This is a genomic window from Croceivirga sp. ABH4_376, assembly GCF_056160685.1.
Genome location: NZ_JBSWXQ010000004.1, coordinates 135,924 through 160,118, shown reverse-complemented (window position 1 = coordinate 160,118; position 24,195 = coordinate 135,924). Strand labels below are relative to the sequence as shown.

The 24,195-nt window shown below is 36.1% G+C and carries 26 protein-coding genes and 1 tRNA gene; 12 read left to right on the top strand and 15 right to left on the bottom strand.

The window, feature by feature from the left end; genetic code table 11:
* Nucleotides 1-116: 116 nt before the first annotated feature.
* The 7 genes from ACXAGS_RS10915 to ACXAGS_RS10885 all read left to right on the top strand — a co-directional run bounded on the left by ACXAGS_RS10915 (nucleotide 117) and on the right by ACXAGS_RS10885 (nucleotide 9,723).
* Complete coding sequence (locus tag ACXAGS_RS10915) at nucleotides 117-311, top strand: hypothetical protein (RefSeq protein ID WP_474906707.1); 195 nt, start codon at nucleotides 117-119, stop codon at nucleotides 309-311.
* 248 nt (nucleotides 312-559) lie between these two features.
* Nucleotides 560-862: a hypothetical protein gene (locus ACXAGS_RS10910; RefSeq protein ID WP_474906706.1), complete on the top strand. Its 303-nt coding sequence runs from the start codon at nucleotides 560-562 to the stop codon at nucleotides 860-862.
* A gap of 190 nt (nucleotides 863-1,052) precedes the next feature.
* On the top strand, nucleotides 1,053-1,742 hold the full coding sequence (locus ACXAGS_RS10905; RefSeq protein ID WP_474906705.1) for an ABC transporter ATP-binding protein: 690 nt from the start codon (nucleotides 1,053-1,055) through the stop codon (nucleotides 1,740-1,742).
* A 23-nt stretch (nucleotides 1,743-1,765) separates the two neighbouring features.
* Nucleotides 1,766-4,258: a TonB-dependent siderophore receptor gene (locus ACXAGS_RS10900; protein ID WP_474906703.1), complete on the top strand. Its 2,493-nt coding sequence runs from the start codon at nucleotides 1,766-1,768 to the stop codon at nucleotides 4,256-4,258.
* Between the two features lie 2 nt (nucleotides 4,259-4,260).
* Nucleotides 4,261-5,700, top strand: coding sequence for an ABC transporter permease (locus ACXAGS_RS10895; protein WP_474906701.1), 1,440 nt, complete (start codon nucleotides 4,261-4,263; stop codon nucleotides 5,698-5,700).
* 1 nt (nucleotide 5,701) lies between these two features.
* A complete protein-coding gene (locus ACXAGS_RS10890; RefSeq protein WP_474906699.1) occupies nucleotides 5,702-7,042 on the top strand; it encodes a DUF3526 domain-containing protein in 1,341 nt (446 codons plus the stop codon).
* 125 nt (nucleotides 7,043-7,167) lie between these two features.
* Entirely contained in the window at nucleotides 7,168-9,723 is a 2,556-nt protein-coding gene (locus ACXAGS_RS10885) for a DUF1963 domain-containing protein (protein ID WP_474906698.1), read from the top strand.
* Between the two features lie 33 nt (nucleotides 9,724-9,756).
* Here ACXAGS_RS10885 and ACXAGS_RS10880 read toward each other — a convergent pair whose 3' ends face one another.
* The 6 genes from ACXAGS_RS10880 to ACXAGS_RS10855 form a co-directional block, all read right to left on the bottom strand.
* Nucleotides 9,757-10,668, bottom strand: a complete 912-nt coding sequence (locus ACXAGS_RS10880; protein ID WP_474906697.1) for a bifunctional metallophosphatase/5'-nucleotidase — start codon at nucleotides 10,666-10,668, stop codon at nucleotides 9,757-9,759.
* Nucleotides 10,665-11,414, bottom strand: a complete 750-nt coding sequence (locus ACXAGS_RS10875) for a 5'-nucleotidase C-terminal domain-containing protein (protein ID WP_474906696.1) — start codon at nucleotides 11,412-11,414, stop codon at nucleotides 10,665-10,667. Before ACXAGS_RS10875 ends, ACXAGS_RS10880 begins: the two co-directional genes overlap by 4 nt.
* A 12-nt stretch (nucleotides 11,415-11,426) precedes the next feature.
* On the bottom strand, nucleotides 11,427-11,864 hold the full coding sequence (locus tag ACXAGS_RS10870; protein ID WP_474906694.1) for a hypothetical protein: 438 nt from the start codon (nucleotides 11,862-11,864) through the stop codon (nucleotides 11,427-11,429).
* A complete protein-coding gene (locus ACXAGS_RS10865) occupies nucleotides 11,854-13,062 on the bottom strand; it encodes an ABC transporter permease (RefSeq protein WP_474906693.1) in 1,209 nt (402 codons plus the stop codon). The genes ACXAGS_RS10870 and ACXAGS_RS10865 overlap by 11 nt, the downstream gene beginning before the upstream one ends.
* Nucleotides 13,059-13,688, bottom strand: a complete 630-nt coding sequence (locus ACXAGS_RS10860) for an ATP-binding cassette domain-containing protein (protein ID WP_474906692.1) — start codon at nucleotides 13,686-13,688, stop codon at nucleotides 13,059-13,061. The genes ACXAGS_RS10865 and ACXAGS_RS10860 overlap by 4 nt, the downstream gene beginning before the upstream one ends.
* A 122-nt stretch (nucleotides 13,689-13,810) precedes the next feature.
* Nucleotides 13,811-14,209 (bottom strand): MerC domain-containing protein, encoded by a 399-nt coding sequence (locus ACXAGS_RS10855; RefSeq protein WP_474906690.1) that lies wholly within the window; start codon nucleotides 14,207-14,209, stop codon nucleotides 13,811-13,813.
* Nucleotides 14,210-14,285: 76 nt separating this feature from the next.
* On the opposite strand from ACXAGS_RS10855, the gene ACXAGS_RS10850 reads away from it, so the two are divergent.
* Nucleotides 14,286-14,666 (top strand): Fur family transcriptional regulator, encoded by a 381-nt coding sequence (locus tag ACXAGS_RS10850; protein ID WP_474906688.1) that lies wholly within the window; start codon nucleotides 14,286-14,288, stop codon nucleotides 14,664-14,666.
* Here ACXAGS_RS10850 and ACXAGS_RS10845 read toward each other — a convergent pair.
* The 3 genes from ACXAGS_RS10845 to ACXAGS_RS10835 form a co-directional block, all read right to left on the bottom strand.
* Entirely contained in the window at nucleotides 14,663-15,736 is a 1,074-nt protein-coding gene (locus ACXAGS_RS10845) for a succinylglutamate desuccinylase/aspartoacylase family protein (protein ID WP_474906686.1), read from the bottom strand. The two genes, ACXAGS_RS10850 and ACXAGS_RS10845, sit on opposite strands and share 4 nt — an antisense overlap.
* Before the next feature lie 66 nt (nucleotides 15,737-15,802).
* Nucleotides 15,803-15,967, bottom strand: a complete 165-nt coding sequence (locus tag ACXAGS_RS10840) for a Lacal_2735 family protein (RefSeq protein ID WP_474906685.1) — start codon at nucleotides 15,965-15,967, stop codon at nucleotides 15,803-15,805.
* An 11-nt stretch (nucleotides 15,968-15,978) separates the two neighbouring features.
* Nucleotides 15,979-16,200 carry a hypothetical protein gene (locus ACXAGS_RS10835; protein WP_474906683.1) on the bottom strand — a complete coding sequence of 74 codons (222 nt, stop codon included), beginning with the start codon at nucleotides 16,198-16,200 and terminating at the stop codon, nucleotides 15,979-15,981.
* 604 nt (nucleotides 16,201-16,804) lie between these two features.
* Between ACXAGS_RS10835 and ACXAGS_RS10830 the strand changes: the two genes are divergently transcribed.
* Both ACXAGS_RS10830 and ACXAGS_RS10825 read left to right on the top strand, forming a co-directional pair.
* A complete protein-coding gene (locus tag ACXAGS_RS10830) occupies nucleotides 16,805-17,170 on the top strand; it encodes a DoxX family protein (RefSeq protein WP_474906681.1) in 366 nt (121 codons plus the stop codon).
* Nucleotides 17,171-17,177: 7 nt separating this feature from the next.
* A complete protein-coding gene (locus ACXAGS_RS10825) occupies nucleotides 17,178-17,648 on the top strand; it encodes a DUF4199 domain-containing protein (RefSeq protein WP_474906680.1) in 471 nt (156 codons plus the stop codon).
* 234 nt (nucleotides 17,649-17,882) lie between these two features.
* Here the strand turns inward: ACXAGS_RS10825 and ACXAGS_RS10820 are convergent.
* Nucleotides 17,883-17,956, bottom strand: a tRNA-Arg gene (locus ACXAGS_RS10820).
* A 61-nt stretch (nucleotides 17,957-18,017) separates the two neighbouring features.
* Here ACXAGS_RS10820 and ACXAGS_RS10815 point away from each other — a divergent pair.
* A complete protein-coding gene (locus ACXAGS_RS10815; RefSeq protein ID WP_474906678.1) occupies nucleotides 18,018-18,530 on the top strand; it encodes an adenine phosphoribosyltransferase in 513 nt (170 codons plus the stop codon).
* Here the strand turns inward: ACXAGS_RS10815 and ACXAGS_RS10810 are convergent.
* Nucleotides 18,527-18,667 carry an SsrA-binding protein gene (locus ACXAGS_RS10810; RefSeq protein WP_474906677.1) on the bottom strand — a complete coding sequence of 47 codons (141 nt, stop codon included), beginning with the start codon at nucleotides 18,665-18,667 and terminating at the stop codon, nucleotides 18,527-18,529. The genes ACXAGS_RS10815 and ACXAGS_RS10810 overlap by 4 nt on opposite strands.
* Before the next feature lie 135 nt (nucleotides 18,668-18,802).
* On the opposite strand from ACXAGS_RS10810, the gene ACXAGS_RS10805 reads away from it, so the two are divergent.
* Nucleotides 18,803-19,375: a hypothetical protein gene (locus ACXAGS_RS10805; RefSeq protein ID WP_474906676.1), complete on the top strand. Its 573-nt coding sequence runs from the start codon at nucleotides 18,803-18,805 to the stop codon at nucleotides 19,373-19,375.
* 55 nt (nucleotides 19,376-19,430) lie between these two features.
* On the opposite strand, the gene ACXAGS_RS10800 is transcribed toward ACXAGS_RS10805, so the two are convergent.
* The 4 genes from ACXAGS_RS10800 to ACXAGS_RS10785 form a co-directional block, all read right to left on the bottom strand.
* Complete coding sequence (locus ACXAGS_RS10800; protein ID WP_474906675.1) at nucleotides 19,431-19,907, bottom strand: hypothetical protein; 477 nt, start codon at nucleotides 19,905-19,907, stop codon at nucleotides 19,431-19,433.
* A 69-nt stretch (nucleotides 19,908-19,976) separates the two neighbouring features.
* On the bottom strand, nucleotides 19,977-21,308 hold the full coding sequence (locus ACXAGS_RS10795; RefSeq protein ID WP_474906673.1) for a cell envelope integrity TolA family protein: 1,332 nt from the start codon (nucleotides 21,306-21,308) through the stop codon (nucleotides 19,977-19,979).
* A 510-nt stretch (nucleotides 21,309-21,818) separates the two neighbouring features.
* Nucleotides 21,819-23,765 (bottom strand): M56 family metallopeptidase, encoded by a 1,947-nt coding sequence (locus ACXAGS_RS10790; protein WP_474906671.1) that lies wholly within the window; start codon nucleotides 23,763-23,765, stop codon nucleotides 21,819-21,821.
* A complete protein-coding gene (locus tag ACXAGS_RS10785) occupies nucleotides 23,766-24,125 on the bottom strand; it encodes a BlaI/MecI/CopY family transcriptional regulator (RefSeq protein WP_474906670.1) in 360 nt (119 codons plus the stop codon).
* Between the last annotated feature and the right edge of the window lie 70 nt (nucleotides 24,126-24,195).

Here is a 24,195-nt window from a genome sequence, read left to right as displayed (position 1 = left end):
GCACTTTTTTGGGCGCAACTTGCCATACATTTACCGTTGTAGTGCATTTCAAGACTCAAATCAGAAATTTAACTCGACATGGCCTAAGTTTAGAATGATAAACTCAAAGAAATATTATGGACAAGAAAAAAGCAGGAAAAATCTCATTAATAGTTTCAATCATTGGATTAGTAATACTTATAATAGGAGTTGGATTTCAACTTTACGGAGTAAATAATGATAATTATTCCACCATTGGCGGACTTTTAAACTCATTTGGACTCATAGTTCTAGCGGTTGGATTTATAATTTATGGGCTTAAAAACAAATAAAAACGCACTACAACAAAGAACTGAGGTAAAAATCAACTTTTTTCCACTTTAAATTTGAGACCTATCTATCTCGGCCAAAATCTTTGATTTTTTATAAGCCAGCTACATCACCATCTATTCTTAGGTATAATTGTTTAACTAGACACGTATATACTTAACATTGTTGGGTAGTTAACATGCATTCCATTGATTTTTTAGACCGTGAACAAATATTATTTAAATGTATTTGCATACTTTAGCGGCTTGCAATGAACCAAGTAAAGCACATAGCATCTTTGTTTTTTATGGCCCTTTTCCTTTTTATAAAGGTATCTGGCTGCCATGCGCTTTTCCATGATACCGATGAGGTAGAGGTACAACATTGTGAACTTTGCGATATTACCAACGCAGTTAATTTTACCCCAGTTTTACTGGCAGAAACTGCACAAAAATTACCTTCGCAATACGTTTCTAAAAATCTTAAAGAAAAAGTCAACCGTCCGGTACCTGTATTATTTCATAAATACACGGACGATTACCGCTTTACGCGGCCTCCGCCATATTTGGCATAATCCAAGACATAAATTTTTTAGTTGATTACCCTATAAGATTGGGCAAAGCTTTATTGCTTTGGTTTAATCCGTTAAGTATATACTTGGATTCTTCATTAAGCTAATCTAGCATTTTGCTAGTAGCTACTGGGTTTTAGGTTACTTAATACCCAAACGCATTAAAATTCATTTCAATCTTAATAATATAGACATGCTTAAAGCAGTAAATGTAACCAAATCGTACAACGGTAAGGTTGCTTTAAAAGACATTTCCTTCTCAGTAGAAAAAGGAGAAATTTTCTGCCTTTTAGGACAAAACGGGGCGGGTAAAACTACCACCATCAATATTTTCCTTGGTTTTATTAAAAAGGATGGCGGCCAAGCCTTTATTGGGGATAAGGAAGTAGGTAAAGACAATACCAATGCGCTTACCGCATATATTCCAGAAACGGTACAGCTGTACGGCAATCTAAGTGGCGTAGAAAACTTGGATTTTTTTAGTCGGTTGGCAGGGTATACCTATACCACCCAAGAACTAGAAGCCTTTTTATCTAAAACCGATTTACAACCAGAAGCACACCACCAACGATTGTCTTCCTATTCCAAAGGAATGCGTCAAAAAGTGGGGATAGCGGTTGCTTTGGCAAAAAATGCAGAAGTAATTTTTATGGACGAACCTACCTCTGGGTTAGACCCAAAAGCTACTGCAGAATTTACTAAAATCTGTAAGGAACTAGCAGCTATGGGTAAGGTCATTTTTATGGCTACTCACGACATCTTTAATGCCGTAGAGCTAGGTACTACTATTGGTATTATGAAAGAAGGTGTGCTAGCCCAGCAACTAAAAGCCAGTGAAATAGATGCAGGCAAACTAAATCAACTTTATTTAGAAACTATTTAAACACTATACTAACACCATCACAAATGAAAAAGTTTTTCTTATTGATTATCTGTTTGTTATTATTTTCCCTAAGTTTCGGGCAAACGGTAACGGGTAAAGTAATAGACATTAATGCAAACCCTATATTTGGAGCAACTGTTTCTTACGCAGGGCCAAGTGCATCTTCCGGAGGAACAGTAACTGGAGAAAATGGAAATTTTACTTTAAAGCTTAATCAATCTGGAAGCTACCAACTAACCATTTCATACATCGGTTACAAATCCATTAAACTAAACAAAGATTTTAATTCGGGGCAATCCTATGATTTGGGAGCACTGCAATTACAAGAAAGTGCACAGCAATTGCAATCTGTAGAGGTCATCGGTAGGGCCAGGCAAGATTACAACAGTGATTATTCCTTCTCTGCCACTAAAGTAGCTATTGCCAATAAAGAACTGCCACAAGCGGTGACCACAGTAACTAAAGAACTTTTGGCCGATAGGCAGGCATTTCAGTTGGTAGACGCCGTAAAAACGGTAAGTAATGTAGCCCCTACGGGATTGTACAACCACTATAATATTAGAGGTATTACCCAGGCCGATGACGGACAAGTGGTAAATGGTATGCGTACCCGTCAATATTACTTTTTACAACCCATCACTTCGCATCTAGAAAGGGTAGAAGTGATTAAAGGCCCATCTTCCGTAACTTTTTCTAGTGCCGACCCCGGGGGTACGGTAAATATGGTTACTAAAAAGCCATTGCTAGAGAAAAGGAACGAAGTTTCTATTACCGCAGGTAGTTTTGGTACGTTAAGGGCTACTGCAGATTTTACCGGTCCCTTGAACGATTCTAAAACGCTCTTGTATCGTTTCAATGCGGCTTTTCAAGAGGCAGATTCGTTCAGGGATGTTGTTAATAACAATGCCTTGCTAATAGCACCTTCTTTCAGTTATATTCCTAATGAATCAACTTCGTTGAACGTAGAAATGATTTACAATAATGCAGAGGGTAACTTGGATAGGGGACAACCCATTTTTGGCGCCATCAATGGTAATTATGACATTAACAGTACACCAATCACCAGAAATGTTGGGGCTTCTAATGACCATTACAAAAATGAGGAGTTGATTTTTATGGCGAATTTCAACAAGAAATTTACCGAGAATTTTGCTTTCAATGCACAATACATGAAGCAAACTTGGGACGAAGATTTGGCAGAGCATCGAGTAGATGGTACTGCTGTAGATATTGATGGTAACGTTATACCAACCTTGGCCAGAATGCGGTATGATAGAAGACAGCAATACTGGGAAACGGACAATTACAGCGCCTTCTTTACCTACGATATTAAAAAGAACAATATCACCAATAAAATTTTGGTGGGGTACGACGGCACCCGTTGGGAACGTAAAATTGGTGCCGGGTTTTTACGTGCCAGAAGGTATTTAACTGTAGCTGGTGGTCAAGCTAATTATGACCCTAGTAATCCGGATAATTACCAACAAATGGAAGTAGACGGTGTTGTAATGCCCGTACCTGCGGTTCCGCACTTTAACCTAGCAGACCCATTTAATGGTGCCAGAAATACCAATGCCTATAATTTGGCGGAGCTTACCATTCCTGCGAACTTAAATACGAGTGATGGAATCTACCTGCAAAATCAATTTAAAGTGGGTAAATTCTCTGCTTTAGTGAATTTAAGATACGAGTGGTTTATAGATATTTTTGATTACGAAGGCGATGAAGAAGAATTCACTACAAGTGCTTTTTTACCGCGTTTAGGGGTAACTTATGAGGTTACAGATGATATAAGTGCCTATGTAACTTATTTAGAAGGTTTTCAGCCACATACCAATACGGTTTCCTTATCGCCAACTGCAGAGGGCTTTTTCTGGGCCGCTTCACCAGCTAGATTTGATCCTTTGGAAAGTAGCTTAAAAGAATTTGGTTTAAAGGGCGAGTTTTTGAACGGAAAAGTTTTTGCCAACCTAGCCATTTTTGAGATTGAACAGAAAAACATCCTTTTAGGAGACACCTATGATTTGGATAACTTAACAACTAGAGGGGAACAACGCAGTAGAGGTTTTGAGATGGACGTGTCCGGTTACATAACACCAAACTTTCAGGTAATTGCATCTTACGGTTATAATGATGCAGAGATTGTAGAAGATGCTATTGAGGAGTTTATTGGGGAACGTATTGGTGGAGCACCAGAACATAATGGAAACATCTGGGCCAGGTATGATTTTACCAACCCTACCTTAAATGGAATTGGACTTGGTTTTGGAACACAATATGTAGACGAAAGATTTACTTGGTACAACCCAACTTATGATACCGATAGATTGTTATTGCCAGACTACACCGTGTTTGATGCGGCCTTGTATTATAGACCAAATAATACAGGTATGCAATTGACCTTAAAAGTGAATAATTTATTTGATGAAACCTATTGGTTAGGAGGTTTAAATCCGTCTAGGTTAGGACCTGGTGCACCAAGAAATGTATTGTTGAATGCGACTTATAAATTTTAAATATGCGTAAACAAGTAATTGTTTTAATAGCGCGGCAATTCTGGAAAGATGCCTTTAGGTCTAAAGTAATGAGTATTGCTTTGGGCCTAATGGCATTACTCTTGGGGTTTTCTGCCTATACAGGGTATGAAAATTACCATGAGCAGAATTTTACCCGTGACGCTATACAGGATAATGTGCAAGAGAGCTGGGAGAGTAATCCTGATAAACACCCACACCGCATGGCCCATTATGGTTCTTTTGCATTGCGATTAAAGCATGTGCTCAGTGTGTTTGATATGGGCATGGAAAACTTTGTGGGGAATGCGGTCTTTTTAGAAGCGCACAAACAAAATACGGTTAATTTTTCCGAAGCCAGTATGTCTACCGGACTCTTACGTTTTGGCGAAGTGAGTTTGGCCATGTTACTAAAAGTTATTGTGCCCTTACTTATTTTTTATCTCGGCTTTGCTACCATTGCCAGAGAACGGGAAAACGGTACCTTAAAATTATTGATAGGCCAGGGAATACAACGCAAAGAAATTGTTTTTGGTAAATGGTTGGGTTTATGGAGCCTTTCTTTGGTATTCTTAGGAGCGGTATTTTTATTGTTGTTATTTTTTGTATTAACAGAAGACCACGATACGCTACATGCAGAAAGTGTAGCCCGCTACATGGTTTTACTTGTTTCTTACGTACTATTCTTTGCAATATTAAGCGCCATTACCATCTTGGTTTCGGCGTTTAGCAAAACAGCGAAAGGCGCTCTGGTAAAATTATTGGGTATTTGGTTGCTATTTGTAATTATAGTACCCAAATCGTTGCAAGCGGTTGGTTATTATTTATACCCTACACCTTCTAAAATTGAAATGGAAACGGCTGTGGAGCACGATTTAAAAAAATTGGGCGATAGTCATGACCCGGACGACCCCCATTTTAAGGCCATGAAAGATTCTGTTTTATTAGCTAATAACGTAACAGATGTAAACGATTTACCATTCAATTATGGCGGTTTTGTCATGGCGCAGGGCGAAAGGTTAAGCTCACAGGTATATCTAAGGCATCAAGAAGATTTGTATGTCGTTTATGGCAAACAAAATAACTTGGAACGTTTGTCTGCTTTTGTAAATCCATACTCGGCAATCAAGAACTTATCCATGGCGTTCTCAGGGACGGATTTTCAATCCTTTTTGCATTTTAAGGATAAAGCAGAAACGTATCGGTACCATCTAGCACAAGAAATGAACCGTTTGCAAATGGAACTTATTCCAAACAAAGGCAAAGAAGGTCCAGACCGTATTTCTAGTGATTATTGGAAAGAATTTCCGCCCTTTGAATACCACTTTTTAAGTATTGGGCAAGTATTTCAGTACGAAATGATTTCCATCATTGCCCTGTTACTGTGGACCGTGCTATCTGTTTTAGGATTAGTACGATTAGCAACCAACTTAAAAGCCATTTAAGATGTATAGTTTATTGTTCAAATCCTTTTTTAGGACCAAGATTTTTATGGTAAGCTTACTGCTCTTATTTACAGTTGGTATTATCAGTATTTTAATTGGTAAGCAATATTTGGTAAAGCAAGAGAAGGCCATAGTTGCTGCCCAACACTTTCAAGAGCAAAGCATTAAAAATAATGTCGAATACCACACGGAAGATTTAGGGTTGGTACTGTATTATTTGCGCTTTACACTGATGAAAAAACCTACCAATATCAGTGCGATTTCTATTGGGCAGAGCGATGTAAATCCTCTGCTACAAGCGGTGACCATAAGAACATTAGAAGCACAAAAATACGATACTGATTTTGAGAATCCGTCTCTATTAATGTCTGGTAATCTAGATTTAGGCTTTGTCATTATTTACCTTTTTCCCTTGGTTTTAATTGCCATGACTTTTAACCTTTATTCAGAAGAACAAGAATTGGGCACTTGGCGTATGCTAGCCGCCCAAACGGCCAGTAAAATGGGATTTTTGCTTAAAAAAATGGCTGTTCGCGTTGGTTTTGTTCTAGTAGTCTTACTAATTCTACTAGCTTTGGCAGCGGTAATATTACAAATTCCGTTGGAAGCTAATTATTGGGCATTAGTATTCCAAAGTCTATTGTATGTTCTGTTTTGGAGTGCCTTGGCCTTATTGGTGGTCAGCTTTCAGAAAAACTCAAGTTTTAATGCCCTTACGTTAATCTCTGTTTGGGTAGTGTTGACCATTTTATTGCCTGCAATGGTCAATAATTACGTGATTAATACCTATCAAGTTCCAGAAGCTTTAGAAGCAATGGTAGAGCAGCGAGATGGTTACCACGAAAAATGGGATTTAGAAAAGGATGCTACTATGGACGACTTTTTTAAAGCTTATCCATCCTATAAAAATTACACGGTACCGGAAGACCGCTTTAGTTGGATTTGGTATTATGGCATGCAATTTATGGGCGATTTGGAGTCTAGTGAGTCCAGCGCAGAAATGCGAGAGAAAATCGCTTTGCGAAATACGGTAAGTGAAAAGGTAGCGCTTTTTGTGCCTACCATGCATACCCAATTAAGTTTTAATAAACTGGCAGGTACAGATATGCTAAGTCACTTAGAATTTCTAGATGCCCTAACGGATTTTCATGCAAGTTTACGGGAAGGTTTCTACAAACCGGTGTTTGACCAAAAATCTGCAGATAGTATTGATTGGAGTAAATACCAAGCTAAGTTTTATTCCCTAAAACAAAATTTTAGCTGGGCATTGGTTTTGTTACCCACTTTGCTAATAACACTGATTATTGGCAGTTTGGCACTCGTCAAACTAAAAAAGTTGTAAAGAAAAGACCGGTTTAAGCCGGTCTTTTTTATTTCCCTGAAATCAGGGTAGGGCGGTAAGCTTTTATACTGCATTTTTGTGGCACTCGTTATTTAAAGATATTTAATAGATAAATCGCTTTACTTATGTCAAAGACCGCTACTACTAACTTATTTACTTTAATATATCCAGATTTTTTTGAGGTTGATGACCAAAGTAAAATAGGGTTTTGGGCAAGTGCCAAAAATGTAACCTACGAGAACCAGTGGCCTAGTCTGCAAGTTGCGGTTTTAAAAAGGCAAGATTTAGAATCAGATACCTATTCAGGAAATAGCTGGCAAGAAAAGTTTGAAGATTCCTGTTTGTCCCTCTATTATAAATCGGAAAAATTAGATGCCGAAGAAACACTATTTAAAGGTTGCCAAACCTATATTGTTAAAGCACATACCGACTCACCCTTTCAAAATACACATTTTAAGATTACTTACTTCTTTGCCTGCGTGTTGTTAGACGATGAATTTTATCTGGAATTTAGGGGCATTCACGAAAAAGACGAGGGTAATACCTTGGCCAGTTGGGTAGAAGAAACCTTTAATTCTCTTGAAATTATTGGTAATGTAGAGAACAGAAAAGTTGCCTGGCAACAACATCTATTGGAGCTTGAAAAAGAGGAATTGGCATTTGACCAAATTTTTGAAACTAAGGAACCCGAGAAGAAAGTCTTTACGCCTAAAATGCCAGAAAATGGATTGGAATACTTAAAAATTGGTGATTTTACCTTCGAATTTATACCAGACGAGTGCAAGGCCAGTATTCCGGATTTTTCTAAAATGCTTGTGGTAGACCTAGCGGCAAAAACCAAAGACCATAAAAAAGCAATTAAAAAACAATTGCTAGACGATTATCCTGGCGATGGAAAGATAACCCTACAATTTCCTGCAAAGGGTATCTATAAAAATGGGGTACCCACGGGTAGTTTGGTGTTTGAAGAAGGCAAGACCAATGCACCGTTATTTCTATATGCCAGATTACAGGGTTTTGATTATCGGCTAGATTTTAACGGAACCGTTGAATTTAAAGAGGGTTGGTTGTTGGTAGCTGGCGAAATGTCTAAAAGCTATCACAATAAGGTATTTCCCATAAATCTAGCTAAAAAAATAACTGCAGAAAACTTGGATTGGGGCAACTATCAATTTACTTCATTAGAAGAGTTGCAAACGGCAACACCGGAAACTGTACGACATATAGCTTTAGAAAACCCTGATTTTGTTTTCTTGCCTAAACAGTTTTTAGCTTATAAAAACCTTGAAAATTTTAGTGTTTCGCAACGGTCACAATACTATGAAAAGCAGAAATTGCCCTTAAAGGAAATCCCAGGGGAGATTGGAACATTTACAGCATTAAAGCGGTTTCATCTTAACGGTGCTTCGGTAAAAGAAGTACCCACAGCTTTAGGCGAATTGAAAAACCTGGAACATTTTAGCATTAACAATTGCTTGCTGACCAAATTACCAAGTGACCTATTTAATTTGCCTAAGCTTACCTATTTATCCGTTGCCAACAACCAAATACAGGCTATACCAACAAACATACAATTACCAAAGCTTACACATATTGGTTTAGAAAACAATTTGCTTAAAACCTTACCGGAAAGTTTGGGCCATCAGCCTAAACTAAAAAGCATTAAACTAGATGGTAATCCATTAGAAATACTGCCGCAAGCTTTTAATGAAATAGAAAATATTGAATTAAATATAGCGGATAAAAAACGTTTGTTAAATTTTGAATATTTAGGAGCAGATGGTAGTGGTTTGGTGCCTTGGGAAGATTCAGCGTATTGGTCTGTCAATGACCCGGATTTACTACCGCAGGTGTATAGCGTTATAGAAAAGTATAAGCTCAATACGTATAAAACACCCCTAGCGCATCTGGTTAAAAAAGCAATTGGGTTTACCCATACCCAAAAGGAAGATTACAACCAAATTGGCAACCATAGGTTTGGTGGCATGCCAGATTTACCAACTCATATTCCGTACCCTAAGTTTGGAGAAAATTGGAGAGAAGGGAAGGAAAACTATAGCTATGAATTTATAGGGCAAGTAAATTGTGAGGCAATTGCCCACCTACAAGACTATTTGCCCAGAACAGGAAGTTTGTTCTTTTTTCTAGAAACCATGCATAACATTTATGGGGGAGATAAGCATCCTGGCAAGGTAATTTACGTGGCAAATAATAAAGAATTAGCCTCAGGAAAAAGATTTGAATTTGAGGAGGATGATTATTTTGAAATGGTAGGAACAGCTTACCAAGGTTTTAAGGTAGAGGTGAATAAAATGAACAGCGCACCTAGCTTGTATGCCAGTTATGTAAATACCCATCTGTTTCAGGGCCCTGCTGAAAGTTTAAAAGATGAAGAAGATTTATTGGACGATTTGTATGATACATTTGAAAATCCATTGAACGATTTAAATAAGTACAATTACGCTATGAATAACCATGGCTTTACCCAGCACGAAGCACCAGAACTACAAGCTTCTTTGGTCCTAAAAGGAAATCCGGAAGACTGGGTAATCTTACTTACCGTAACCTCTTCTGGAGACATGCAGTGGGGAGATGCCGGGGATATTTTTTACGTTATCCATAAAAGTGATTTGGCCAAGCAAGACTTTAGCAAGGTGTTCGTAACGCTGGAGAGTAGTTAATGCTGATTAGTACAATTATTGGGTTAGCATTAGTTAAATAATAATGGAAGTTCCACTAGATTCGCTGTTCTTCATTTCATCAAAATAAAAATCAACCCTACCTAGATTAACGCCATAGGCACCTACCTGGTTTACCAAGACATTTTTATTGTCCAGGTTTTTAACCAGCGTTGGTTTGGGTAAAAAAGTATGGGTGTGCCCACCAATAATCAAATCAATATCTTTTGTAGCCTTTGCCAAGTTTAAATCTGATATTTTTTTAGCATTGTCTTTATAATGATAACCCAAGTGCGACAAACAGATAATTAAATCACATTTCTCGGTCTGCTTCAATTTTTGGGTCATCTCTTGGGTCATTTCTACAGGGTCTAAGTATTTGGTTTCCTTATACATTTTTTTACCCACCAAGCCTTCTAATTCTATACCCAATCCAAAAATTCCAATTTTAATATCGTTCTTGATTAAGGTTTTATAGGGTTTAACATGTGTATCTAAAACAGTTTTGGAGAAGTCATAATTGGCAGATACAAAATCAAATTTAGCATGGGGCAATTGTTTGTATAGGCCATCTATTGAATTATCAAAGTCATGATTTCCTATGGTTGCTACATCATACTTTAACATGCTCATTAATCGGAACTCAAGCTCGCCACCAAAATAATTGAAATAAGGTGTACCCTGAAAAATATCGCCAGCATCCAGTAAAAGGGTATGCGGGTTTTCGTTTCGAACCTTTTCAATTAAGGTGGCTCTTTTGGCGACCCCGCCTTGGTTGGCGAACCTAAAATGGGTAGCCTCAAAGGGTTCTATATGGCTGTGGGTGTCATTGGTATGTAAAATGGTAATATGCCTTTGACTCTTTTTCTTAAAAGCGGGTAGCATTAAACCAGAAGCGGTTAGTGCTGCTGCACCTCCTAATTGTTTTGTAAAGTTTCTTCTTTTCATTTTCTAATAATTACCCGGTTGTCTAAACTAACTTTTAAGGTGTCCGTCTTTTTAAAATAGTCGATTATGGCATTCCTTACTTTATAATCTAGTGGTGTAAGGGTTACAGGATTTTTAAAGAAATCCATATGGTCTCCTCCATTTTGTAAATAGTCAGAGGTAAGCACGTTATAGGTTTTATTTGGGTCTAATGGTTTACCGTGGATCATTAGGGTATAATCCTTACCATCTAGTGTTAGGTTGAGTTCTTTTGATAGGGGATGGGCACGATTATTTTCAATAAAAAAGGATACCAATTCCGCTACCTTTTCCCCCGTTAGCGTTGCCACCACCAATTCATTTTCAAAAGGCATTAATTGAAATGCATGCTGCATGGTTACCGCTCCTTTTGGAATAGGCGCGCGTATACCGCCGTTGTTGAACATGGCAAAGTCTATGGAATTATTGGTCTTTTCTTGGTATAGTGGATTGGCAATATCCAAGCACATATCTGCCATTAAATTACCCAAGGTACTCTGTAGATTGCCATCTTCTCTGGTCAGGTTTATAGGGGTGTAACTTAAAACCTGTTCCATTTTAGTAGTTAATTGCTTTTTATATGGCGCTACAAAATCTGTAATGGTAGTGGTGCTGGCCACAGTGCTGTCTACAACAGTGGTTTTTGCGGTTATTTTGGTAAGCTGTGTTGGTGCTTTTTTACAACTTACTAAAACAAAAAGAATTAATATTATCTGAATTAATTTCATGAGTAGTTCTATTTATTTCATTTTTAGTCCAGTACTTTCTGTTAGAATGTAGTTGAAATGTTCTACATCGTCTTTATTTAACTTTAGTTTACCCGTAATAACCACAATGTCATCGGTTTTGAAGTTGGGTTTGGATTTAAACTGAATTTCCATGGCGGTTTCTGGACCGCTGGCACCACAGAAAAAGCAAGACGCCATTGGATTTTTAGATAAGATAAACAAGTTTCCGCTAGGGTCTATATCTAAAAAATAACCAACAATAGATACTTCTTTGCCCTGTAATTCTTCTATACTTTTACTAAAGTCTGGATATAAAAAATTAGAACCATAATCAGGGTAATATTTTTCGGTATAGGTAATATCTGCTAAGTCTTTCCACGTTAGTTCTACCTGTGCAAAAGAGTATGTAGCGACCAACAATAAAAGCAGGGTTATCAATCTATTTTTCATCACTTAAAATTTTAGAGATATTCATTTTAAATAGTGGCACTATTGCCATTGCAATACCTATCAAAATTACAGCCAATATTAGTATTACGGTGTATAAAAACGATTGCAGCGGCAAGGTGGGCATAATGTCTTGCTGTAAGCTAGATTTTAAAATAGCAAATACGAAATGCAAACCAAGTTGACTTAAAGCAAAACCAATTAATAGGGATAATACCACTACAATAATCCCTTCAAAGGCAATAATGGTACTTATTTTTAGATTACTAGCACCATAGGTACGCATTAAAGCAAGGTCAAACGCGCGGTCTTTCACCATTTTGTACAAACTAATGAAAATGGTAAGGCAAGAAATCACCAAAATGATATAGGCAATCCAAGAAATGGCTTGTATGCCAACGCCTGTAAATTTAAACAGCCGGTCTAACTCAAACTTAGGTAATGCTGCCTGCATATTTGTTTGTTCGTTAATCATCCTAGGTGTGGTAAGCAATCCTACCGGACTTCGGAAAGAAAGCAACAGGGAAGTAACCTCCTTAGCCTCGTGTTGGTGTGCTTCTTCATTTTCATGTGCTACATGTTCTTCATGCTTATGTACATCCCAAATACTTTCTAAGGGAGTGATGATTAATCGGTCTAAAACTTTATAACTTTTCTTATAAATACCTACCACCTTAAATTCGGCATCATGTGCTTCCATAGCTTCATCTGTAAGCCCATGCGCACTTTTAAAGGTGTCACCCAGTTGCAATCCTAATTTTTGTGCCACCTCACTGCCAATCACAGCTTCCATAGAAGTTTTAGGGCTAGTACCAGTTGCTATTTCAGCAGCGTAAAAGGAATCAAAGACTGGGGTGGTCCCTACAATACGGTAGCCTTTATAGTTATCGCCATAAGAAATAGGGGCTGCATTTTTAATTAAGGGATTGCGCGTTAGTTTTATAGCCTCAGAATACAAAATGTTACCGGTTGGATTGTCTGCATGCAAAACAGAAGACAGAACCAATTGTAAAGGACTGCCTTTGGCACCAACTACCAAGTCCACATCACCCAAATTATTTTTAAACTGGTTTTGAACGGAAGCATCTAACTGGATAACCCCTAAGAGCAAAGCGATGCTTACGGAAAGTGAAAAAACGCTGAGAAAAGTATACAGCGGTTTATTTTTTAAATTACTAAGTACTATTTTCCTAGTATTCATAGCGATAGTACATTTTTAAAGTTCGCTTTAATACGCTGGTCGTGTGTAATAACGATGAGGTTGGCCTTGTTTGCTGCAGCCTGCTCTTGCAAAAGTTGCATTACATTAGTACAATTAGTGTCGTCTAAACTAGATGTGGGTTCATCTGCTAATATTATTTTAGGTTGATGCACCACTGCCAAGGCAATACCCAAGCGTTGTAATTGACCAATACTTAATTCGTTTGTTTTCTTATTCTTGCAATCTACAATCCCTAATGCGTCTAATAATGCTAAGAGTGCACTTTTGTTACTTGGTTTTTTAGAAAAGTACAAACGTGCTTTTAAGTTTTCTAATACGGTTAATGTACGTAAGGCATGATTGTTCTGAAAAACCATACCTATGTGCTTTCCCCTAAACGCATCTAGTGCCTTATCGGATAAGGTATTAATGGTTGTGTTGTCTATGGTAACACTGCCGGTAGCCGGACTTAGCAAACCTGCCAAAAGATGTAAAAGCGTTGTTTTGCCTACACCAGATTTTCCTAATATTAAAAGGCTTTCTGCCTGTTCTAAATTTAGATTAGGAAATACCAGCGGGGATAAGCTACTAGGATATTGATATGTGAGGCCATTACTACAAATCATAGAACTGTACTAAAAACAAGCTTAAAGATAGTGCTAACAAGATAGTTGTTAGATGAATTTAGGCTTAATTTAATCGTGTTACGGGGCAATGTTGTCTTCTATCTAAAAACTACTGTATTTGATTACCTATTTTTAGTACAACATGTATCGGTTTTACATTGGCAGTATTTTCTATTGTACAGATGTAGTAGTACCAAACTTATGGCTACAACATAGGTTGCTATTTCTGGTATAGGTAAACCTTCAAACTTTTCATTCAACAATAAAAAGGTTAGGGTAAACCAACTCAACCACAAGGCAGGTTTAATCAGTGGGGCAGCTGTTGTTTTTGTTGCTTGTAAAACGGCTAGAAAAGAAATAACTAGAAAGAACACATCTAGCTGCTTCCACCAGTTAGGAACAACATCGGACTCAAAACCGATAGGTAGTAAAAACAAAAATGGTGTGGCTATACAATGTAGCAAGCATAATGCACTGGCTAGCGCACCCAAAGTATCTGGTTTTTTTAAGGTAATGTTCATTCTTCTTTATTGCAATTGAATTGCAAAAGTACTCAAAGCGATTGTAATTGCAACTGTTTTGCATTAAATTTGTGATATGGGAGTAGTAAGAACCACAAAAACGGTACGGTTGGTAACGCAATTTTTTGATACCTATGAGCATGCAATTGGGGTATTGGATTTAGTAGAGAAGTTTAAGGAAGAAATGAACCGTTCCACCATTTATAGAATTCTAGACCGTTTGGAAGATGAGGGCAAAGTGCATTCTTTTTTAGGTGTAAATGGATTAAAGCACTATGCCAAATGCAAAGATTGCAACCATAAAGAGCATGTAGATGTACATCCACATTTTCAATGTACTAATTGTGGAATGGTAGAATGTATTGCTTACGAGATAAAAATACCGGCATTACCAGACAAGCGAGTGGAGCAGGCACAATTACTCTTAACAGGTGTTTGTGCAAATTGCATGGATTAATTAGCATTTGCCGGTATACCAATACACATTAGGGTTTCTCCTTTTGCCACCGGTGGTGTACCAATTTTGTATAGAATTATTCCTGTTGCCGTGGCATTTATTTTAGTAAGGGTATGCCCAAATTCGTTGGTAATATAGCCCACTTCTTGTCCTTTGGTAACCCTATCTCCCGCAACAAAAGAACTGTAAAATATCCCGTTCTGGGGTACTTTTATGTAAGATTGATTGTTGTAATACCGTAAAGTGCTCAAGGTTGATTCTGGCTCTTTAACAGCTAACATTTCCATTGTCTTTAGAACATTGTAAATACCTTCCTTATTAAGTTTTACAGCCTCTTCTTGAACGGTACCCAATTTACCTGCTTCAAAACTTACACCAACTTTGCCATCTTGTACGGCTTGTTTAAAAGCGTACTTAGCGGGTTCGGTTTCTTTTAAAGTATAGGGGTAAGACACGACATTGGTAAAACCACTTTGTTCAGCTAAATTCTTTGCCATAGCTGTTGCTTCATTATGGTTGCGGTTATTATAATAGCAAACAAAAGGAATTAAATCTTCACTGGCATCACCGCCATGGATATCTAGAAAAATATCGGTAAGGGGAATTATATTGTTGGTTATGTAATATGCAATTTGCTGTGTAACCGTACCCTTTTCTTTACCCGGAAAGGCATTATTTAGGTTAACACCATCCTGTGGATTAAGAAATGGGGACCTTCCGTAAAAGCTCCCCATATTACTTATAGGTAAAACAATTAAGTTACCTGATAATTTTTTCGGATTAATTTCCTTTAAAAATTCTTGAACGGCAATAATTGGAGGATATTCATAACCGTGGACACCAGCTAAAATAGACAAAGTTTTACCTGCCTTTTCTCCCTTGATTAATACCAAGGGTAGGGTAGCGGTATTGCCCTTTAAATCTCTAAATTCTATTAATTGATTTTTACGCGTACCAGGTTTTAAATTATCCCAAACATTGGAAAAACTATACCGTTGCGCATTAGCAGAACAAAAAATTACTAAATAGAAGATGGGTAGCAACCCAATGCTTAATTTTTGACGAAACATAATTTTAAAAGTCATGCTTGCAAAGCTAAAAACAGCTACATATATTTAAAAACAATGTTCCAAAATTTATGAAAGCTGTTCTATTTGTTTCATAACTTCATTGGCTTCATACGTTTTTTCATCGCTTAGTTTTCTATTAGACGTAGAAAGGGTATGCGCCTCTTTCATCAATTTAGCATATTGCTGTTGTAGTTTTGCTTTTTCCGATTTCTTCTTAAATAATCCGAACATAACTTTTCAATTTAGACTAAAGGGGTTCCTTTTAATCGTTTTTCTATTTTTCGTTTTTTAACGGTAATACGTTTCATGGCCTCCATTAGCTTGCTATCTTTCGTTTTCTTGTAAATTTCATTAATAGCTAAAACCAATTGTTTGGCCTCTCTAGAGGCTTCCACACGATCACTGGTAGACATGTGACTCATTGGTCTTTTCTCAAACTCTTCTGCTTTAAGTAATAAATCCATATCCTGTTGTTTAATAATTATATCAAATAAATAAACAAAAATTAGTAAAGCAAATTGTCTTTGTTTAATTAATAATATTTTGTGATTTGAATAAGTTATTACATTTTACAATGTATTTAAGCTTTAAATCACATAAAGTATGGTGTTTTGGAAGAAAATTAATGCTTAATTAACAGAATCAATAACAATTAATGTTTAAGTTTATATCACATTAATTAAACAAAATAAAATAGAAGTACAAATGTGATGAGGTTAAGTAATGCAAATAGTAAAGAGGGAAGGGATAGGAACAAGGAGTCTTTTATAGCGATTCGCATTATAAATCCGGAAAATAGTAATACGGCTAAACACAAAGCACTTAATAAGGCCAAAAATTGGAAATAAAGGCCAATTAAAAGACCAACGGAACCCATTAATTGAAAGATGCCTGTGCTAAGCCTATAGGAAGCTAAGTTTTAACGTTCAAATTCTATCTTGATAAAAGGTGAAAAGAAGCAGGATAGACCAAAAAACAAAAAGCTAAGCGAGTTAAAAAGTAAAAGTGCCTTAAGAAATAATTGCATTAAATAATTACTAACATATTACAAATCAACAAAGTTAAAGTATGGACTATATACTAATTGCAATAAAGGTGTTTATTTTTATTAGCATCGTTAACGTATGGGTGTTTCGTTTTCATAAACCTACCCAATGGCGTGGCAGCAACGCTGATTCTATGAAAGATGAATTTGCCAATTATGGTTTAAGCGAACCTATTATGTATTTGATAGGTGGCTTAAAACTAACCGCAGCAAGTTTATTATTGGCTTCTATTTGGGTTTCTAATTTAACATTTTACGGTGCCCTACCCATGGCGCTGCTTATGGCGGGTGCAATCTTTATGCATTTTAAGGTAAACGACCCAATAAAGAAGTCCTTACCCGCATTCATCTTTTTAGTACTATCAATTTTATTACTAATCTTAAATTAAAGAAATCATGAAAAATTTTACATTACCTATCCGCTTTGGGTTAGCCACTAGTGGATCTTTAATAGCATATTTTTTGGTGTTGGCCTTATTTGATTGGCACACCAATATTTTTTACAGTCTTTTTAATGGAATTATTACAGGCTTTGGTATTTATGAGGCCATTAAATACAGAAAGTTAGAAGAGGGTAAAGCATTTAATTACCGTAAAGGTTTTGAAACAGGAATTATAACCGGCTTTATGGCTACTTTAATTTTCACCTTGTTTTTTACCGTATATACCACCGAGGTAAATCCTGCTTTTCTGGCCCAACTTTCTGCGCAATGGTTCAGTAATTTGGAGTTTAAGGGAATTGTTTATTTTACCGTAGCTATCATGGGCTTTGCTACCTCTTTGGTGCTTACACTATCCTTTATGCAGCTATTTAAGGTGCCCAATACCATTAAAAGAAAGAAGCAATTGCAAGTAGTAACGGAATAGAAGTTCACTTAAAAAGCATTTACACAAAGCAAGCTAAATTTTTAGCTTGCTTTTTTATATAACTCGTGACCTCGGTAGGGTTACCTTGGTTGTTCCTTTGCGTCCTCCCATGAAAATAGAAAGTACAATTGCAGAGCAATCGTATTTTCATTTCTTCCAAACTTTTAAAGTGTAGGTTTATGTTTTCCAAAAATGAAAAAGTCCATCATGAAAATGATGGACTTTTGCTTTAAGTGACCGCGGCAGGATTCAAACCTGCAACCTTCTGAGCCGTAATCAGATGCGCTATTCAGTTGCGCCACGCGGCCTTATTTAAGGGGTGCAAATATATTTCTTTTTACCTTTACTGCAAAAATAGAGCGCAAAAAAATGGATTTTAAATCATTTATTCGTGATGTGGCCGATTTTCCTAAGGAAGGCATTGTCTTTAAAGATATAACCCCACTTTTAAAGAACCCAGATATGCTGAACAAAGCATGTGATACCTTGGCTGGTTTTTTAGATGGCAAGCAGGTGGATAAAGTGATAGGTGTAGATAGCCGTGGATTTATTTTTGCGCCAATGTTGGCCTCTAAATTGGGCGCAGGCTTTGTGCCTGTTCGTAAAAAAGGCAAACTACCTTACACTACGGAAGCTGCAAGTTATGATTTGGAGTACGGTACAGATACCTTGGAAATTCACGTAGATGCTATAGAAAAAGGGGAAAAAGTGTTAATTCATGACGATGTATTGGCTACCGGTGGTACCGCTGCAGCGGTATGTGAATTGGTGCAAAGACTTGGTGGCGAAATTGTACAGTGTAATTTTTTAATTCATTTGGCTTTTTTAAAGGGCGAAGATAAATTAGGAGAAATACCTGTGAGAGCGTTAATGACTTACTAATCTAAAGCACGAGTAGTCACAAAATAACGCCATGCTATAATTGCTAATTGTAGTTTGCTAGCCTTGGACAAATCCAACTGTTTTTTAGCGTAAGAGGGGAGTAGGTGTTTATTGAGCTTGGCTAAAAATTTGTACATCAGGTTATTTAGTTGGTTAGGTTGCAAGATAAAATTTTATTTAGGAGTATAAACTAGTAATATTTTGTAGTTTAGCTGCTTATGCCTAACAGGTATAGAAATTTAAATTCTACACATCATTTAGAAGACATTTTTATGAAATCACAGTTATTAATCATTGTTTTTTTTGCTTGTATTGGTTTTAGTTTTAGTCAAGATAATTGTGAGGAAAAAGTAACTATATTGAACCAAAAGCTCGAAGTAAAATCAAATGAAATTTTTGGTTTAAAGCAAACTGTTGCAAAACAATTAAAAGAAATAAGGTATTACAAAGAAGTGTTGGAATTATTGAATTCTAAAGTTGTATCAGAAAGTAAGGATGTTGAATTTAAAATAAACACTGTTAAAGGTAATCAAGATACTGGAGTTGTTGTTATAGAGGGTTTAGTTACTAATAAAGGTGTTTTGAGGTCAATACAAGGACATAAGATAAATGTTACCGATGCGAAGGGCAACGGTAACATTAGTTACCAAATTACTGTAGGTAATCAAACTAGATTAGACAAATTACTAAAAGATGTGCCTACAAAATTTGTCGCAGAATTGGAAGGTATTGTGGCAGAAACGCCAATGCTTAAAGCAATAATTCTAAACTTTTATTCTCGTTCGGGTTATAAAAAAGATGATTTAGAAGCTATTTTCAAAAATGTAACTATAACTTGGGAATAGCTGCCTACTATTCTATGCAACTATTTACTCTAAAATAGCTTAATAACTATTAAAGCTAAAAAGCGCTTTGAGATGCTTTCATACTTACAATAGTAGCATAGAGACCTACCAAACTCACAAAGGAAATTTGACTGTCTTCTATGGCATTCCCTAGTTCTATTTTGAACGTATAATTCCACTGTTTCCAAGAATAAGTTGGTTTAATGGTAAGTATAATTTGATTATTTGAGTTGTACAGTATATACGTTGGTGCAAAAAAACCCTTAGATTTTAATGTGTAATGACCAATATCTTTAAGGTTTAGTTTAATACTGTTCCAGCTAAATTTTACGCTGCCTACCATGTCATGCTTATTTCTTATCCATGAAGTGTTACTAAATATACTTTTACGTTCCATGTTAAGCACGTTATTCTCCCAAGTTATAGTAGCGCCCATAGAAAAAGAACTTTTAAATGCTAAAACGCCTATCTCTTTTTTATTTAGCGTAAGTGTATGTTTTAGATTGCTATGTGTTGTTTGTAAAACTCTCATATTTTTAAAGTTTTAAGGTAAATAAAAGCCCGGAAAAACCGGGCTTTTTTAATATAGTATGGGTGGTGTTTAGTCCTGTTTTTGCATCATGGTCTTGGCTAAATCTGCACCAATGAGCGACTCCAATAAGTTGCCATTACTGCTCTTACCTTGGTTGCCTTCAATGTAAATTTCAGGTAGGTTTAAGCTTTTTAGTTGCCCGGCAACTCCTACAGCTGTTTTGTATTCCCATTCAGCTTTTTCTTGTGGGGTAAGACCAGCACTAACTAGTTTTGCATTTTGATACGACTCTGCATCGGCAGCAACTTTTTTGCTCTGTGCCTTAAATTTTTCCACCTCAAATTGTTTTTTCTCTTTGATTAGGTTAAACTCGGCAACTTTAGCCTCGGTTTCTGCGGCAATAGTCTTTTGTATTTGTTCTTTTTCTAAACGTGCACGTTCTGCAGCTTTCTCTGCTTCGCCACGTGCTTTTTCTTTTTGAGCTCTATAGAATTCGCGCTCTGCTTGTTGCTTTTCTAATTGGGTTTGGGCAACTTCTTCTTTTTGCAATTGCAGACGCTTATCAAAAGTTTGCTCCCAGTCTATTTCGGTAACAACTGCTTGTACAACTGTAAGACCATAAGCTTTTAAAGAGTTACCTTTTTCCCTAACTGGTAAACCGTCTTTGTATTTAATACGAAAGCGTTTTTGTTTACTTTCTTTATTTACAACGGTACGTACGGTGCTAGAATCGCCAATAATTTCCCTGTTTTGGTTGGTAGTATACTCCTCTAGAACATACATTCCATTTTCTAACTGGTCTTTAAAATAGCGGTCAAAGTCAGACGCTTGTCCAGAAATATAGTCTTGTGCATCCATTAGCTTACAGGTGTTTTTAATACTCTGGTCAATATTGGGTATTATCCTTGAGCGTATTAAATTACGTTCTGTTTTGTTTCTATCGGCTACGGATAAAAATTGTGTTTCGTCTTCTGTATTTATACTAATAACAACAGATGTAGCTATTCTAGCTTTTACGGCATCGCTAAATGCCCAATACTTGGCTTTGTCTACATTGGCGTATTCACTTTGCTCGCCTAAATCGCCTTCTCCGTTGGGTATTACGTATTTAATAGGTAGTTCAAATTGTATGGGTATAAGTCTACCCCACATTTTACTGTTAATTCCTTGCCTAAAGACTGCTTTCTGGCCACCCCAAGGGTATTGTACGGCGTAAGCGGTACCTGGTTCTGCATAGAAAAATGCCCCGGTAACAATGCTAAGCACTAGACCTAACAAAACAATTTGTAGGCTTCTTCTGGTAGTAAACCAGTTAAGAGCGGTTACGTTTTTAAATAAGGTTTTGGTAATTAAAGTTCCTAAACCAAAGACAATAACGAGTATTCCTAAGAATGTAAGCATAGGTTAAAAATTTAAAGCGTTAGTAAATAATTAAAGTGATTTCTGGTTAAGAAATCGGTTGGTTACAATTGTGATGGGTTACATGGCTGCGCTTACTAAAGTAAGTACAAGGGTCACAATTAATTTTACAATGGTTATCATGTTGATTGTTTTTTGATGGTTATAAACTCCTGTTTTGTTGATTGAGTTTTCAATATAAAATGAGTTATATCATGTTTGCAAATAAATTGAAGTTAAAAAATACAATTGAATACAAATATGTAAGTTTAAAAATGTATCTGCTGTCAATATTTATGTGACCTACTTGTTAAAGATTTAAAAATGTAAGTAAAACAGGGTGTAAATGGCCTTAATTGAAGGTTTTCAAGGGGTAGTTAAGGGGTTTTTACAAAATACAAGGGCCTTTCTATTGCAAAAACGGTTTGTTTGGGCTTTTCTATTTGGAAGCAAAAAAAAACCGACCTTAAAAAAGGTCGGCTCAAAAGACAATTTTTTGATTGATGATTGTGACTAATTTTTCTTTTTAGTGAAGATTTCTATAACACCGTTTTTCGCTTTTTCACCATATTTTTCAATAGCTTTTTTCCCTTTAATAACGTTAACGCTTTCAATGTTCTTAGGAGATAGTTTAGCCATTTCTTCCTTATTGGCTTTTTTTCCATCTATATAATATAACGGTTGTTCTTTCTCTTGTTGGGCATTATTTTCTTCTGGTCCTATTAGCGTTACCGTGTTGCCGTTGTTGCTAATGTGTAAGCCCTCTTCTTTGCTGGTTGCTGCATCCATAATGTCTACAGTTTCTCCCGTAGCGGTTTCTTTAATTATGATTACGTCATTTCCGTTATTAATTTCTTGTTTACGTATTGTAATGTTATTGTGTTCTCCAATTTGGTCCAAGCCATTAATCATTGCTTTATCGGAATCTTGAGAAGCTTTTGATTCCGAAACCAAAAATATTTTATTGGTAGGGCTAGAGTTCTGTTCTAAATAGGTAATTTTTTTATAATCCCCATTGGCTTCCTGTACTTTAACTTCATTTATCTCCGTATCGTGGTCTATAGATTCTGTTACCTTTAAAGTTTTGATAAACTTCTCTTCTAGTTTTCCAATTTTACTGAGTGAGTCCCTGGATACTTCCTTACCGTCAACTAAGATTTTTTCTACTCCATTAGCGGTAATTATTTCTATAAGTTTGGAATTTGTATCCGTATTATAAGTAGCGTGGTTTTGTTGGTAACCTACCTCTTTTGTATGGGTATTGTCTTCTTGTAGTATTTCTATGGTTGCCGTTTCATCATTTTTAAAAGAAACAGATATTTTAAAAGGTTTAATGGTACTTCCATTTTTAATTTGCTGGTAAACCCCTTTGTTGCCATTACCGTTGTTATAAGTAATTTTTAGAGCGGTAATTTCACCGTTAGCATTACGCTTTAGTCCTTTGTACTTCAAAGAAACGCCATTCTCGGCTAAAAATTTAGCATCTTTTTGTAATACCTCGTCAGAGCTATACTTATCTATTGTTATGGTTATATTATCAATCTTTGCACTTGATACGGTATCATTGATTGTGGTCTGAGGGTTTTGTTCATAACTATAAATTGTTTTGGTCTCTATATTAAATGCCATTAAAAAAATGGTAATTAATGGCATAATCAGTAATACCTTTAGTTGACTTCGTTTTGTAGATGATTTTTGATGTAGCATTTGTATTCTATTTTTGATTAATGAATTGAAAAATGGATTGGTCAATGCCCCGGCTACATAACCTGTAGATTGTTTTAGCATAAGGTATTGGTAATCTTTTAAGTTTTTTGTTTGGCAAATGGCATAGGCATCTGCAGCATATTCTAGGTTTTGTTGTACAATACGTTTATAAATCCACAAAAGCGGGTTAAACCAGAATACCATACAACAAAGTTGTAAAATCAATAAATCCCATGAGTGGTTTTGTCTGGCGTGCGCTTTTTCATGGGTAATAATACTCTTAAGTTCCGCTTTAGAGTAAGCGTATGGCGAGTAAAAAATGCTTTTAAAAAAGGAAAAAGGAGCTATTGGTTTTCTACTTGTATATAGTTTAAAAATTGTTTCATGGTTTAGTTGGCAAGTCCTCTTTAACTTATGTATTTGAACCAATTGGAGGGTAAATCTCACAGTAAAAAATAGTAAGCCAAAGGCATATAAAATACCCAATAAAATAAACCAATTAAAACTTGAGTTATCTGCTGTTAGAACTTGGGCCGTAGTGGTGTAAAGTTGAGGAGCAGTGTAAGGGAGGGTAACGGCTTCTACTTTTGTAAATTTTACAAATGGAAGTAAAAAGCTTAAAGGCAAACCTAACAACAAAAACCAACGATTGGTTTGGAAAAACGTATCGTGTTTTAGAAAAAACCAGTATGCTCCTATAAGTATTAATAGTATGCCACTAGATTTTAAAATATAAGCCAGAATCATTTCCATTTAGTTGTTTTTTTCAATTAAAGCGATAATTTCTTTTAACTCCTCCACAGAAATCTTTTCTTCCTTGGCAAAATGAGAAACTACGTTCTTGTAAGAATCGTTGAAAAAACCTGCAATTGCTGTGTTCACAAAAGAGTTTCTATAGGTTTCTTTAGCTATAATAGGGTAATATCTGTGTGTTTTACCAAAAGCTTCATGTGCAACAAAGCCTTTTTCTTGGAGATTTCTAACTATGGTAGAAAGTGTGTTGTAGTGTGGTTTTGGACTAGGCATGGCTTCTAAGATTTCTTTTACAAAGGCCTTTTCCAACTTCCACAATACCTTCATTATTTCTTCTTCCTTGTTCGTAAGTTTTTCCATTTTATTAGCTTTTGGGTAAATGTATAACTATAAAATCAGTTTTACAACTATAAAAATAGTTATTTAACTA